Raw genomic sequence first — 12,866 nt, 5'->3', positions numbered from 1 at the left:
TGCTAACGGCTTCCAGGCAAGCTTGTGGAGTTCTTCTATACTCTGTTACTGAAGTTATCTTTCATTGCTACAGGAGAACGTTATGTCACAGAAACAATCCCAGCAGAGTAAAGACGATCCAAAACAGGCGCCGGAATCAGGTGATAAAAAGCCTGCTAACCCGAAAAAATAAACGCGCCCGGCTGACCGCCGTAGAGATCGAAACTATTCCACAGGGAGCTGAACAATGGCAAAAATTCTGGTGCTGTATTATTCCATGTATGGTCACGTTGAAACCATGGCGCAGGCCGTTGCCGAAGGCGCAAGCCGCGTTAGCGGCGCTGAGGTAACCGTCAAACGCATACCTGAAACCATGGATGCTGAACGCTTTGCTCAGGTTGGCGGTAAAACGCAGCAGGATGCGCCGGAAGCGACCCCAGAAGAACTGCCGCAGTACGATGCTATTTTGTTCGGCACCCCTACCCGTTTTGGCAATATGTCTGGTCAGATGCGTACTTTTCTCGATCGCACTGGCGGGCTGTGGGCCTCTGGTGCGCTTTACGGCAAGCTGGCCAGCGTATTTACCTCAACCGGCACCGGCGGCGGTCAGGAGCAGACCATTACCTCCACCTGGACCACGCTGGCGCACCACGGCATGGTGCTTGTGCCTATCGGCTACGGCACTAAAGAGATGTTTGATATCAGTCAGGTTCGCGGCGGCACGCCTTATGGCGCGTCTACCTATGCCGGCGGTGATGGCTCTCGGCAACCAACGGCAGAAGAGCTAACTATTGCTCGCTTTCAGGGCGAGCATGTCGCCCGGCTGGCGGTAAAAATCAACGGATAGTCTCAATCAACACAGGAGAACATTATGGCAACGCAACAATCCAAAGCACATCATGTTGGCGAATGGGCAAGCCTGCGCCATACCTCACCTGAGATTGCTGAGGCAATTTTTGAAGTCGCAAATTACGATGAAAAACTGGCGGAAGAGATTTGGCGCCAGCAGGGTAATGACGACGTGCTGTTTCGCGCCTTCGATAAAACCGATGCAGATGTCCTGACCTGGGACGATGTGGTAGTGGAACGTAAAAACGTTTAGTCCGCCATGATATCTGCGGGCGGGAATTTCCCGCCCTTTTTATTTTTATTCCGCGAAAGGAGTCCTCTATGTCTACCTACCAGTCTGTTAACCCTGCGACCAATGAAGTCACTAAAACCTGGCCTGCGCATAGCGATGAGTATGTTGAAGACGCGCTGGCAACTGCCGCGCAGCTTTATCAGTCAGCCTGGTCGAAGGGCGATATCCAGCCGCGTATCCAGGTATTACATAAACTGGCAGACCTGATCGACAGTCGTGCAGAAGAGTTGGCTAAAATCGCCAGTCTTGAAATGGGTAAATTGCTGAAACAGAGCCGTGGCGAAGTGCAGATTTGCGCGCAAATCGCCCGCTATTATGCAGAGCATGCCGAAAAATTTTTACAGCCGGTGCCCTATCCCACTGATTTGGGTGAAGCATGGGTTGAACATCATCCGCTTGGCGTTCTGGTCGCTGTCGAGCCGTGGAACTTCCCTTACTATCAGCTCATGCGCGTGCTGGCACCCAATCTGGCGGCTGGTAATCCGGTACTGGCAAAACATGCGGCGATTGTCCCGCACTGCGCCAGCATCTTTGAGCAGCTGGTGCTGGAAGCAGGTGCGCCAAAAGGCGCCTGGACTAACCTTTTTATCTCCAGCGAGAAAGTGGCTGAACTGATCGCCGACGATCGCGTTCAGGGCGCCGCGTTGACTGGTTCTGAGCGCGCAGGCAGCGCCGTCGCACAGCAGGCCGGCAAATATCTGAAGAAAACCACTCTTGAACTGGGCGGCAATGATGTGTTTGTGGTGCTGGACGACTGCGATTTAGAAGAAGCGGTTAAACAAGGCGTCCAGGCGCGTTTGAGCAATGCCGGTCAGGTCTGTACCGCGGCGAAACGCTTTATCGTTCAGCGCAGCGTTGCCGATCGTTTCCTGGAAAAATTCACTGAAACCTTCAAAGCAGTGAAAATCGGCGATCCGCTGGATGAAAACAGCACGCTTGGTCCGCTTTCCTCTACCAGCGCGCGCGATACGCTGATTAAACAGGTTGAGGAGGCGGTCGCTAAAGGCGCGACGCTGCATTACGGCGGCGAGGCGCTATCCGGCCCCGGCTGTTTCTATCAACCCACTATTCTGACCAATATCACACGTGACAATCCCGCCTATTTCACCGAATTTTTCGGTCCGGTGGCGCAGGTTTATGTGGTTGAGAACGACGACGAGGCGGTACAGCTGGCCAATGATTCCCATTACGGCCTCGGCGGTGCCGTGTTTACCGGCGATATCGCGCGCGGTAAGCGTATGGCTGCGCGCATCGAAACCGGCATGGTGTTTATCAATTCCGCCAGCGATACCGCTGCAGAGCTGCCTTTCGGCGGCGTTAAACGTTCCGGCTATGGACGTGAGCTGTCCGATTTGGGCATTAAAGAGTTCGTGAATCAGAAACTGGTAGTGGTTTCCGGTCAGTAAGCGGACGGATCCATAAAAAAGGGAGCCTGAGGCTCCCTTTTTATTCTCTGTCTGGGATCAGCTGGCAGATCCTGCCTGTGTTGTCGGTGCCTGCTGCGCTTTCTCATCAGCGGCTTTTGGCTGTGGTTCAGCTTTTGGCTGTGCAGCAGATTCGGCTTTCTCGCTTGCCGCTTTATCTTTTGCAGCCTGCTCAGCATCCGCTTTGGCTTTAGCCGCAGCGGCCTTCGCTTTCTCTGCATCCGCCTGCGCTTTCTCTGCCGCAGCTTTCGCGGCATCGTCCTCCCCAGCGGCCTGTTTTTCCGTAGCTTTTGCCTGCTGGTCAGCTTTAGCGGCGTCCGCTTTATTCACCGGTGCATCCACTGCGGCTTTATTGGCTGCGGGTTTATCCGCGGCAGCTTTGTCCGCAACTGACTTACCGGCAGCAGGTTTGGCTGCAGCAGGTTTATCAGCCGCTGGCTTATCGGCGGCCGGTTTAGCTGCCGCTGCATTATCCTGTGCTGTTTTGGCCTCTGGTGCCGGTTTTACAGCAGCAGGCTGCAGCGCGGTGCCCTGCAATGCTGCATTCAATGCATTGCTGAACTGCTCCCATGAACAGAAACCGTTCGCATCCGTCTGGCAGCCGTTAAGCTGCAGCGTTACGCGTTTTGGCGGGTTTTTCAGGCTAAGCGCTTCGGCATCACGTAACTGCTCGGCGGTCTGGTAAACATATTCAATTTTCACCAGATCTTTATCTGCTTTCGCATCGTGCCAGCGCTCAAAAACAACCTGGCCGCCAATCGGCGTTTTCTCATACTGTCCCGGCAGCGTATAGGCTTTGGTATCCAGCGCTGCCAGCAGCGAAGCGATATTTGAGTCATGACCCACCATCAGCGTTACTTTTGGCGCAGAGGCTTTATCCTGATCCACCAGCTGGCTGCGAATGTAATCAATCAGCGGCGCTGCTACTTCCCGGGCAATTTCCGGCGAGGTAAACAGCGCATCCTGATAGCCGTTTTTAATCGCCGCCAGCTCCTGCCACTGTTCTGGGGTTTTAATCTGTCCCCAGGCGACCTGCTCCAGCGGGAAGCCCTGATAATATTGCAGGGTAAAGGCGTCTACCAGCGAATTACCCACTTTCAGCGGACCGGCAACGTTAGGTTCTTTGCCATTTTCCGCGCTGAATTTGTTTTGGTTATCGCTGCTCAGCGTGCACTGCTTTTTGCCGTTGCAGGCCGGTGAGTTTTTATAATCGACAATTTTTTCCAGACGCTGGAAGGCGGGCTTAAGGCTCAGCTTTTCACCTTGCGCATTCAGGGCCGCCAGCGCTTTCTTGTTGAACTCTTCGCTGTCGTTACTGATGACCGGGCTGAATACGGGATCCATAGTACCCATTTCATCCTGATGCGTTACGGTAACGTCGCAGCCGGGAAACGCGCCGGTAACAAAATATTGTGCTGTCGCGACGGTACGTTGCAAGCTGTTGGCATAGGCAAATACCTCGCTGGAAGCCGGACAGGCATCGTTTTTCATCAGTCCCTGCTGCGCCAGCCACTCGCGCGTATAACGCCCCATATAGACCTCCAGCACGCCGCCTTTGGTGGTCAGCTCGCCGCCCGCCACATCCCACTGCGGCCAGGCTTTTTTGGTCGCCTGCGCCAGCAGACTGCCGTTATCAGCCAGCGGAGCCCGCAGGTTATGACGGCTAAGCATTAATACCTGCTGGAGTTGCAGATCGCCGTCAGCAGCGTGGGCAGAAAATCCTAAGGGTAACGCCGCAATAACCGACAATGCGCAAAGACTGAGTTTTTTGATCATTGTTACTGTTCCATTCGATCTGATGATGACTGGCTGACCGCTGACCGCAGGGGCGTCAGCGCCAATAATGGGTATAGCATTACGCCCGACGCCATAATGCACAGCAGTCGGAAGCAGGCTTTATATCGTATCAGGACTATAGCAGACGTGCGACACTGCGCTTTAATCTGTTTAGCTAATTGAAAAGTAACGAAATGTTTTGGAAAGGCATCCGTTTGCGCCCGCTGGCGTCGACAAGATAAAAGAAAAAAGGCGAATCCTGACAAATTAGCCGGGCGTGAACAAGATTTAGCTGGCTTTGCTCTTGCAGACAGGGATTGCAGGCATAAAAAAAGCCAGCACGCTGTGCTGGCTCTTAAAATTTGGCGGAGGAGGAGAGATTCGAACTCTCGGATGGTTTCCCATCGGCGGTTTTCAAGACCGCTGCCTTAAGCCACTCGGCCACCCCTCCACAAGACAATCCACAACTGCGTTGCGACGTGTCATATTGTGCGACGAAGTCTAACGGCTTGATTCTGCTTGTGCAAGCCTCTTTTATGCAAAAAAGATCTGACTGATTATTTTCGCAGCGCCGCGCTGAAAACATAAGCAAAACCGCTTACGGCACAAACGAAAACGGGCCAGCATTGCTGCTGACCCGTTGTAATTCAGTGGCGGAGGAGGAGAGATTCGAACTCTCGGATGGTTTCCCATCGGCGGTTTTCAAGACCGCTGCCTTAAGCCGCTCGGCCACCCCTCCGCAATGAGGCGAACTATAAACACCCCTCAGCGCAATGTAAATAGTCAGGCTTGCTGTTCGCCTGAAAAACAGCCAAACCCTTTTTATTTGCTGGCTTAATCACCATTTGGTTCACAAAAACAGCGGCTTCACGCGTAAAGAAGGGTAAAGCGCCTTTTCCCTTTCCGCCGCGCTTCGTATGCTCTGCGCTAAGATTGTTACCCCTGTATGAGGTGCATTATGGATCGTATTGTTTCCCGCTCTGGTACCGGCACATCGTTGCTGAGTACTCATAAAGTTTTGCGTAATACCTATTTCCTGCTGGGGCTGACGCTGGCCTTTTCTGCCGCGACCGCAACCGCCAGTACCTTACTGAACCTGCCTGCGCCTGGCCTGATTCTGATGCTGGTGGGTTTTTATGGCTTGATGTTTTTAACCTACCGCCTGGCCAATAGTCCGGCCGGTATTGTGGCCGCTTTCGCCTTTACCGGCTTTCTCGGCTATAGCCTGGGCCCGATCCTGAACTCCTTCCTGTCGGCAGGCATGGGCGATGCCATTGCGCTGGCGCTGGGCGGTACCGCTCTGGTGTTTTTCTGTTGCTCCGCCTATGTGCTGACAACGCGCAAGGATATGTCTTTCCTTGGCGGCATGATGATGGCGGGATTTGTAGTGCTGCTGGTTGCGGTGGTTGCTAACCTGTTCCTGCAGTTGCCGGCTCTGCAGCTGGCTATCAGCGCCCTGTTTATTCTGTTTTCTACTGGTGCGATCCTGTGGGAAACCAGCAATATTATTCACGGCGGTGAAACCAACTATATTCGCGCCACCATTGGCCTCTATGTCTCGCTGTACAATATTTTTATCAGCCTGCTGAGCATTCTTGGCTTCTCACGTAATAACTAAACGCCCTCCGCGTATCGTTTTGCATGCCTGATTAAGGCCTCGCCCACCGGCGGGGCCTTATTTTTTGCCGCCGTTAAGTTTGCTAAGATAGCCACCGGTTAAACAAGTGAGGCCATATTGTGCTGTTTGAAGGTAAAGAAATTGCGCGCGACGCTCAGGGCTATCTGCTGAATTCTGCGGACTGGAGCGAAGCGCTGGCGCTGCATATCGCAGCTGAAGAAGCGATTACAATGAGCGAAGCGCACTGGGAAGTGGTGCATTTTGTTCGTGAGTTTTATCTGACCTACAATACCTCTCCGGCAGTAAGAATGCTGGTAAAAGCGATGGCGCAGAAGTACGGCGAGGAAAAAGGCAACAGCCGCTATCTGTTTCGTCTGTTTCCCGATGGCCCGGCAAAGCAGGCGACCAAAATAGCCGGCCTGCCCAGGCCGGTTAAATGCCTGTGACGCTTAAGCGAAGCAGCCCCTGCCCCGCTCTGATTAGCCTGTGGTAAAGCGCTGCGGGCGCTCACCCGCATGATGCGGCTCTGTTAATACGCGATCGACGCGCGCGCTGCGTGGCCCACCAGCCTTTAACCAGGCCACCAGCTGTTCCAGAGCCTCGCTTGCGCCACAGGCAAGCACTTCCACGCTGCCGTCATCCAGATTGCGCGCATAGCCGGTTAATCCAAGCTGCTGCGCCTGCATCTGGGTGCTGTAGCGAAACCCTACGCCCTGCACCTGACCATGAACCCAGGCTTTAATACATTGTTGCGTCATTGCGCGCTCCCCTGATGTCCGCTGATTGCATTTTGCCGGTAACCACCGGACAATGTCGCTTCATTTTCCGTTGGTAAGCATAGCAAAATATGACCGTTCGATTGATTCTCGCTAAGGGACGTGAAAAGTCCCTGCTCCGTCGTCATCCCTGGGTTTTTTCCGGCGCCGTTGCGCGTATGGAAGGTAAAGCCCAGCGCGGTGAAACCATTGACGTTTGTGACAGCCAGGGTAAATGGCTGGCCCGCGCAGCCTTTTCACCCGATTCGCAAATCCGCGCACGTGTCTGGAGCTGGCAGCAGGACGAATCTGTCGATATCGCTTTTTTTGTCCGCCGCCTGCAGGCAGCCCAGCAGCTGCGTGACTGGCTGGCGGTACGGGATGGCCTGGACAGCTACCGTTTGATCGCCGGTGAGTCTGACGGCATGCCGGGCGTGACGATCGATCGTTTTGGCTCCTTTTTGGTGTTGCAACTGCTTTCTGCCGGTGCGGAGTATCAGCGTCCGGCAATTATTTCCGCGCTGCAGCAGTGCTATCCCGACTGTAACATCTACGACCGCTCCGATGTGGCCGTACGCAAGAAAGAAGGACTGGAGCTGACCCAGGGGCCAGTTTGTGGGGCATTACCGCCCGATCTGCTGTCGATTAGCGAACATGGCATGAAGCTGCTGGTAGATATTCGTACCGGCCACAAGACCGGCTACTATCTGGATCAGCGCGACAGTCGCTTTGCTACCCGGCGCTATGCGCAAAATAAACGCGTGCTTAACTGCTTCTCCTATACCGGCGGCTTCGCTGTTTCTGCTCTGCTTGGTGGCTGTAGTGAGGTTATCAGCGTGGATACGTCGCAGGCGGCGCTGGATGTGGCGCGTCAGAACGTAGAACTGAACGGGCTGGATGTCAGTAAGGCGCAATTCCTGCGCGATGATGTGTTTAAACTGTTGCGCCGCTATCGCGATAACGGCGAAAAATTTGATCTTATCGTGATGGATCCGCCTAAGTTTGTTGAAAACAAAAATCAGCTGGCAGGCGCATGTCGTGGCTATAAAGACATTAATATGCTGGCGATGCAGCTGCTGAATCCGGGCGGCATGCTGATGACCTTCTCCTGTTCAGGACTGATGGCAACTGATTTATTTCAGAAAATTATCGCTGACGCCGCCGTTGACGCTCATCGTGATGTACAATTTATAGAGCAGTTCCGTCAGGCGGCGGATCACCCGGTTATCGCCAGCTATCCTGAAGGTCTCTATCTGAAGGGATTTGCCTGCCGCGTGCTGTAACTTGAAAACGATGCTTTTATCCCCATATTTGTGGTTAAAGGCAATGTTTGTCAGGAGGTATTGATGATTGCCAGTAAATTTGGAATTGGTCAGCAGGTGCGTCATAAGATGCTGGGCTTTCTGGGCGTGGTGGTTGATGTCGATCCCGAGTATTCGTTAGACGACCCTGATATTGATGATGTGGGCGCAAATGAGATGTTACGTACGGCGCCCTGGTATCATGTCGTTACCGAAGACGATGACGGTGAGCCGATTCATACCTATCTGGCCGAAGCACAGCTTGCAGGCGAAGCGCAAACCGTTCATCCCGAACAGCCTTCGCTGGATGAACTGGCCGAGTCAGTTCGTCAACAGCTTTTATCCCCTCGCTTACGTCACTAATATTATGCCTGGCGCGCCAGGCATCTCATTTCTCTACGCTGCGCGATCAGTTCGCCTGATTTTTCAGTAACCCCAGCCGCGGGATCTCAATTTTTGGACAGCGGTCCATGATCACGTTTAGCCCTGCTTCTCCAGCCAGCACCGCAGCCTGTTCATTGATCACCCCCTGCTGCAGCCAGAGCGTCTTCGCACCGATAGCAATCGCCTCCTGCGCCACGCCCCACGCCGCCTCTGAATTACGGAACACATCCACCATGTCAACCGGCACAGGGATGTCTGCCAGCGTGGCATATACTTTTTGTCCCAGTAATGTCTGGCCTGCCAGCTTTGGGCTGACCGGAATAACCTGATAGCCCTGCTGTAACAGCCAGGCCATCACGCCATAGCTGGCACGGGTTGGTTTATCGCTGGCCCCCACTAACGCAATAGTACGGGTAGAACGCAGCACGTCGGCAATCATTTGATCGTTCATGAATGACTCCTGATACAATGGTTTGACCCATTTTAGGTTATTTACGGTTCGGTAATGAATTGCTGGCATTCATCTGCACATTTAGCGATTCAGGGCACAAAATAATATGTTAAAATGTTAACACACTGCCATAATGTAAGAATTTGATACATTCACTGCCGGGATTCCCGTGCGCCTTCTGGAGAAATAATGAAGCTGCGTTTGATCTGTTCAGGTATGTTTGCGTTGTTGTTCGCAACGTCCTGTTACGCGACTACGCTCAGGCTCGATCCCAATATCGATCTACTGGTACTGGACGGACGCAAAATTTCAGGCTCGCTGCTCAAGGGAGCTGAAGGACTGGAGCTGGACAATGGGGAGCATCAGCTTCTGTTCCGCGTTGAAAAAGTACTCGACACTTCTCATGGCAACGTAAAGCGTAGCTATATTTCCGCCCCTTTGATCGTGACATTTGTCGCCAAAGCCAAATCCATTTCTATTCGGCTTCCCGCGCTGGAAAACCTGCGCGATCGTCGCCAGTTTGATAAAAACAGCGCGTTTATCCTGGTAGACGAAAAAGGTCAGACGGTTGAAAGCCGCCGCGATCGCCTTCCCCTGCTGCAGGGACATCAGACCGATCTGGAAAAAGCGCTGATAGCCTATAACCGCAACGGTCAGGTGGCATCCGTTCCCCGTTTTGCTCAGCAACCGCCATTAAGCATGCAACAGGACAAATTCCCGGTTGATGTGGTAGGCGCCAATATGCCCGCAGAGCGTATGCTGCAACTCTGGTTTCATCAGGTCGACAGCGCCACGCGCCAGCGCCTGGTAAGCTGGATGAAAGCGCTACGGCCAAGTTGATGTTTACCGCTCCGCAGCGGTAAACTCTGGGTTTGTTTCCCTATTTTTACCTTATTCTCAACAGGATGCATCAATGGAGCAAACCAGCCGTATTCTTGCCGAAGCGAAAACCATTGCCCTGGTGGCACACGATCATTGTAAAACCGCACTGCTGGAGTGGGTCAGCCAGCACAAAACGCTGCTGGATGCACACAGGCTCTATGCCACCGGCACCACGGGCAATTTGATCCAGCGGGCTACCGGCCTTGAGGTTAATGCCATGCTCAGCGGCCCAATGGGCGGCGATCAGCAGGTAGGCGCGCTAATCGCCGAAGGTAAAATCGATCTGTTGATCTTCTTCTGGGATCCGCTGAACGCCGTGCCGCACGATCCAGATGTAAAAGCGCTGCTGCGTCTTGCCACCGTCTGGAATATCCCAACGGCCACTAACCGTTCCACCGCTGACTTCCTGATCCAGTCACCGTTATTTAATCAGGCGGTTACCATTCAGATTCCCGATTATCAAAACTATCTGCAGGCGCGCCTTAAATAAGCGCACCGGGCTTGCCCTCTCTAGGGCTTACGCAGCAGCGGCACGCCCAGTCGTTTAAAATCTTCGACGAATACCGACGGCTGCTGACGATTATAAAGCAGCCAGACCTGCTGTTTCGCTCGCGTTATTGCCACATAAGCCAGGCGTCGCTCTTCCGCATCAGGAAAATCTTCAGGCTGAGGCAGCAGCCCCTCTTCGATTACCGACTCACGCGTCGGTGCCGGGAAACCGTCACTTCCCGCCTGCAATCCCAACAGGATCACATAATCCGCCTGCTGCCCTTTGCTGGCGTGAATCGTCATAAAATCCAGCCTGAGCTTAGGCCAGCGGGTTTTGGCTTTTGCCAGCAATGCGGGTTGCAGATGATGATAACGAGCCAGCAGCAATACCCGCTCTTCTGGCAGGGCGTAGCCGCTCATTTTATTCAGCAAATCTTCCAGCCGGTCATCAGGCAGCAGCGAAATAGCTTTCCTGGTACCTTTTGTCAGGCTGTTAAGCGGTTTGGCAAGCTGATGAGGATTTTCCTGCACGAAGCGGTTGGCGATGTCACCGATACGATCGTTAAAACGCCAGGTGGTATCCAGCATGCAGCTATCCCCCTGGCCAAAGTAATGATGAAATGAGGTGGTCAGCGTCATTTCCGCTCCGTTAAAGCGGTAGATCGCCTGCCAGTCGTCGCCTACGGCAAACAAGCTGGTTTGCCGATTCTGTTTGCGCAAAGCGGCCAGTAATAACGCCCGCTGCGGCGAAATATCCTGAAACTCATCCACCAGGATATGTTTCCAGGGACTGATAAACCGCCCTTTCTCTACCAGGTTGATCGCCTGATGAATCAGCCCGGAGAAATCGACCGCGCCCTCTTCTTTCAGCGCGCTTTTCCACGCTTTCAACAGTGGCGCCATCAGCTTAACGCGTTTAGCGAAGAGATCGCGTATCGCGTCTGGCGCATCAGCAATCATTGCCGCCTGGGCACCGCCATGCATACGCATCAGGCCAAGCCAGCTTTCCAGACGGCTTGCCAACCGCTGCGCCAGCGCATGGTCTTGCCAGAAATCGCCTTCCGGCACCGCCCACTCCAGCTCTTCCGTCAGCCACTGCCGCCAGCCATTAGCGTGGGATTTCTTTTCCGCGCACTGTTGTTGCCAGATTTCAACCAGAAGCTGGCGTCTTGCCTCGCTATCGGTTTCAAGGCGGGAGATTAGCGGCATTTTACTGCTGCTCTCGCGGATGATATGCAGCGCCAGCGAGTGAAAGGTGCGCGCCTCCGGCTCTTCAATATGCAGTCGGCTCCTGATGCGCTCGTTCATCTCTTCCGCAGCCTGACGCCCGAACGCCAGCAGCAAAATCTGCTGCGGCTGAGCCTGTTGCTGACGCAGCAGCCAGCCCGCCCGCGCTACCAGAACCGCTGTTTTACCACTGCCGGCACCCGCCAGCACCAGCAGCGTCTCTTCACCATTCACCACCGCACGCGCCTGCGCAAGATTGAGCGGGGCTGACTCTACTGTAGCGAAAAAATCGGCATGCTCTTCCAGCATCCGTTGAGTCCAGACGTCGTTACGCCTTGCCCGTTCTGCTTCGCCACGGCATAGCCACTCCCGGCACTGCCGGTAAAGCGTCCGACAGTTATCGTAATTCTCCAGCCGTGAGGAAGGCAGCGGTAAAGCGGAAAAGGTTTCTTCGATTTGCTGCTGCAGTTCAGCCAGCTCACGCTGCTTTAACCAGCGAGCCTGCGTTTCCTGCTGCGGTAAGGCTGCCACCAGCGTCTCCAGCACTCCGGCGCTGATTGCGCTCATCTCTTCGCTCCAGCCCTGCCATGCCTGCATAAGATAGTGATAAAAGCGCTGCGTTTCCTGCCACTCCGTACCATGCAGACGCACTACTTTTTCATCCGGTAGGGTAAACTCCAGCTCTCCCCAGATCAGGCCGCGTTTGCATTTAATTTCCAGCAGCTGGTTAAACGGGATCAGATACTCATGTTTTTCACCGCTGACTTCTACCCCGGCGCTTAATAGCCGTACCCGATTGTACGGGTGCTGCGCCAGATGTTTGCCGAGCGACGTTGCTTTTAGTTCCATGCGTTATAACCAAAGGTGGATGGATACGGTTTGCTGTTTAGTCTACCGAGCCGTAGTTTACCGCTCCAGGGTTAAAACAGGTTACAATCAAGCGCAGTTATGCTGGATAAATTCTGTTTTTGAAGGAAGCCTGTTATGCGTACCGTTTTGAATATCCTTAATTTTGTATTAGGTGGCTTCTTTACCACACTGTGCTGGTTGTTCGCTACCCTTGTAAGTATCGTTTTGATCTTTACCCTGCCGCTGACACGCTCCTGCTGGGAGATAACGAAACTTTCCCTGCTACCTTATGGTAATGAGGCGGTTCATGTAGATGAATTACGTCCTGAACAAAGCAACACGCTGCTGAATACCGGCGGCACGTTGCTGAATATTTTTTGGTTTATCTTCTTTGGCTGGTGGCTGTGCCTTTCCCACATTGTGCTCGGCATTACACAATGCATCAGCATCATTGGCATTCCGGTAGGTATTGCCAACTTTAAACTGGCGGCGATTGCGCTATGGCCGGTTGGTCGCCGCGTTGTCTCCACTGAAGAAGCGCGTGCAGCACGTGAAGCTAATGCGCGTCGTCGCTATCAGTAAGGTCGCCA

Annotated in this window: 15 protein-coding genes and 2 tRNA genes; 11 read left to right on the top strand and 6 right to left on the bottom strand. The window is 53.7% G+C overall.

Going from position 1 to position 12,866, the window contains the following annotated elements:
- Positions 1 to 82: 82 nt before the first annotated feature.
- The 4 genes from ACQE3Z_RS14205 to ACQE3Z_RS14190 all read left to right on the top strand — a co-directional run bounded on the left by ACQE3Z_RS14205 (position 83) and on the right by ACQE3Z_RS14190 (position 2,526).
- A complete protein-coding gene (locus tag ACQE3Z_RS14205; protein ID WP_237172438.1) occupies positions 83 to 172 on the top strand; it encodes a hypothetical protein in 90 nt (29 codons plus the stop codon).
- A gap of 54 nt (positions 173 to 226) precedes the next feature.
- On the top strand, positions 227 to 826 hold the full coding sequence (gene wrbA, locus ACQE3Z_RS14200; protein WP_250652304.1) for an NAD(P)H:quinone oxidoreductase: 600 nt from the start codon (positions 227 to 229) through the stop codon (positions 824 to 826).
- Between the two features lie 24 nt (positions 827 to 850).
- Positions 851 to 1,081 carry a YccJ family protein gene (locus ACQE3Z_RS14195; protein ID WP_085072177.1) on the top strand — a complete coding sequence of 77 codons (231 nt, stop codon included), beginning with the start codon at positions 851 to 853 and terminating at the stop codon, positions 1,079 to 1,081.
- A gap of 68 nt (positions 1,082 to 1,149) precedes the next feature.
- Entirely contained in the window at positions 1,150 to 2,526 is a 1,377-nt protein-coding gene (locus ACQE3Z_RS14190) for an NAD-dependent succinate-semialdehyde dehydrogenase (RefSeq protein ID WP_426974273.1), read from the top strand.
- Between the two features lie 57 nt (positions 2,527 to 2,583).
- On the opposite strand, the gene agp is transcribed toward ACQE3Z_RS14190, so the two are convergent.
- The 3 genes from agp to ACQE3Z_RS14175 form a co-directional block, all read right to left on the bottom strand.
- Positions 2,584 to 4,320 carry a bifunctional glucose-1-phosphatase/inositol phosphatase gene (gene agp, locus ACQE3Z_RS14185; RefSeq protein ID WP_426974272.1) on the bottom strand — a complete coding sequence of 579 codons (1,737 nt, stop codon included), beginning with the start codon at positions 4,318 to 4,320 and terminating at the stop codon, positions 2,584 to 2,586.
- A gap of 363 nt (positions 4,321 to 4,683) precedes the next feature.
- A tRNA-Ser gene (locus ACQE3Z_RS14180) sits at positions 4,684 to 4,771 on the bottom strand.
- A gap of 200 nt (positions 4,772 to 4,971) precedes the next feature.
- Positions 4,972 to 5,059: transfer RNA gene (locus ACQE3Z_RS14175), tRNA-Ser, on the bottom strand.
- A gap of 219 nt (positions 5,060 to 5,278) precedes the next feature.
- On the opposite strand from ACQE3Z_RS14175, the gene yccA reads away from it, so the two are divergent.
- Both yccA and ACQE3Z_RS14165 read left to right on the top strand, forming a co-directional pair.
- Positions 5,279 to 5,938, top strand: a complete 660-nt coding sequence (gene yccA, locus ACQE3Z_RS14170) for an FtsH protease modulator YccA (protein WP_426974271.1) — start codon at positions 5,279 to 5,281, stop codon at positions 5,936 to 5,938.
- 119 nt (positions 5,939 to 6,057) lie between these two features.
- Positions 6,058 to 6,384: a TusE/DsrC/DsvC family sulfur relay protein gene (locus tag ACQE3Z_RS14165; RefSeq protein ID WP_426974270.1), complete on the top strand. Its 327-nt coding sequence runs from the start codon at positions 6,058 to 6,060 to the stop codon at positions 6,382 to 6,384.
- A 33-nt stretch (positions 6,385 to 6,417) separates the two neighbouring features.
- Here ACQE3Z_RS14165 and yccX read toward each other — a convergent pair whose 3' ends face one another.
- Positions 6,418 to 6,696, bottom strand: a complete 279-nt coding sequence (yccX, locus tag ACQE3Z_RS14160; RefSeq protein ID WP_426974269.1) for an acylphosphatase — start codon at positions 6,694 to 6,696, stop codon at positions 6,418 to 6,420.
- An 89-nt stretch (positions 6,697 to 6,785) separates the two neighbouring features.
- On the opposite strand from yccX, the gene rlmI reads away from it, so the two are divergent.
- Positions 6,786 to 7,976 (top strand): 23S rRNA (cytosine(1962)-C(5))-methyltransferase RlmI, encoded by a 1,191-nt coding sequence (gene rlmI, locus ACQE3Z_RS14155; RefSeq protein ID WP_426974268.1) that lies wholly within the window; start codon positions 6,786 to 6,788, stop codon positions 7,974 to 7,976.
- 63 nt (positions 7,977 to 8,039) lie between these two features.
- Positions 8,040 to 8,357: a heat shock protein HspQ gene (hspQ, locus tag ACQE3Z_RS14150; protein WP_085072184.1), complete on the top strand. Its 318-nt coding sequence runs from the start codon at positions 8,040 to 8,042 to the stop codon at positions 8,355 to 8,357.
- A gap of 46 nt (positions 8,358 to 8,403) precedes the next feature.
- Here hspQ and ACQE3Z_RS14145 read toward each other — a convergent pair whose 3' ends face one another.
- On the bottom strand, positions 8,404 to 8,829 hold the full coding sequence (locus ACQE3Z_RS14145) for a CoA-binding protein (protein WP_426974267.1): 426 nt from the start codon (positions 8,827 to 8,829) through the stop codon (positions 8,404 to 8,406).
- 189 nt (positions 8,830 to 9,018) lie between these two features.
- On the opposite strand from ACQE3Z_RS14145, the gene ACQE3Z_RS14140 reads away from it, so the two are divergent.
- Together ACQE3Z_RS14140 and ACQE3Z_RS14135 are read left to right on the top strand one after the other, a co-directional pair.
- Complete coding sequence (locus ACQE3Z_RS14140; protein ID WP_426974266.1) at positions 9,019 to 9,669, top strand: DUF2057 family protein; 651 nt, start codon at positions 9,019 to 9,021, stop codon at positions 9,667 to 9,669.
- 73 nt (positions 9,670 to 9,742) lie between these two features.
- Positions 9,743 to 10,201 carry a methylglyoxal synthase gene (locus ACQE3Z_RS14135; protein ID WP_085072187.1) on the top strand — a complete coding sequence of 153 codons (459 nt, stop codon included), beginning with the start codon at positions 9,743 to 9,745 and terminating at the stop codon, positions 10,199 to 10,201.
- Between the two features lie 20 nt (positions 10,202 to 10,221).
- Here the strand turns inward: ACQE3Z_RS14135 and helD are convergent, their stop codons facing one another.
- Complete coding sequence (gene helD / locus ACQE3Z_RS14130; RefSeq protein ID WP_426974265.1) at positions 10,222 to 12,276, bottom strand: DNA helicase IV; 2,055 nt, start codon at positions 12,274 to 12,276, stop codon at positions 10,222 to 10,224.
- Positions 12,277 to 12,411: 135 nt separating this feature from the next.
- On the opposite strand from helD, the gene ACQE3Z_RS14125 reads away from it, so the two are divergent.
- A complete protein-coding gene (locus ACQE3Z_RS14125; RefSeq protein ID WP_426974264.1) occupies positions 12,412 to 12,858 on the top strand; it encodes a YccF domain-containing protein in 447 nt (148 codons plus the stop codon).
- Positions 12,859 to 12,866 lie beyond the last annotated feature (8 nt).

The organism is Pantoea sp. FN0307, assembly GCF_050113815.1.
GTDB classification, from domain to species: domain Bacteria; phylum Pseudomonadota; class Gammaproteobacteria; order Enterobacterales; family Enterobacteriaceae; genus Mixta; species Mixta alhagi.
This window is presented reverse-complemented; position numbering and strand designations above follow the sequence as displayed.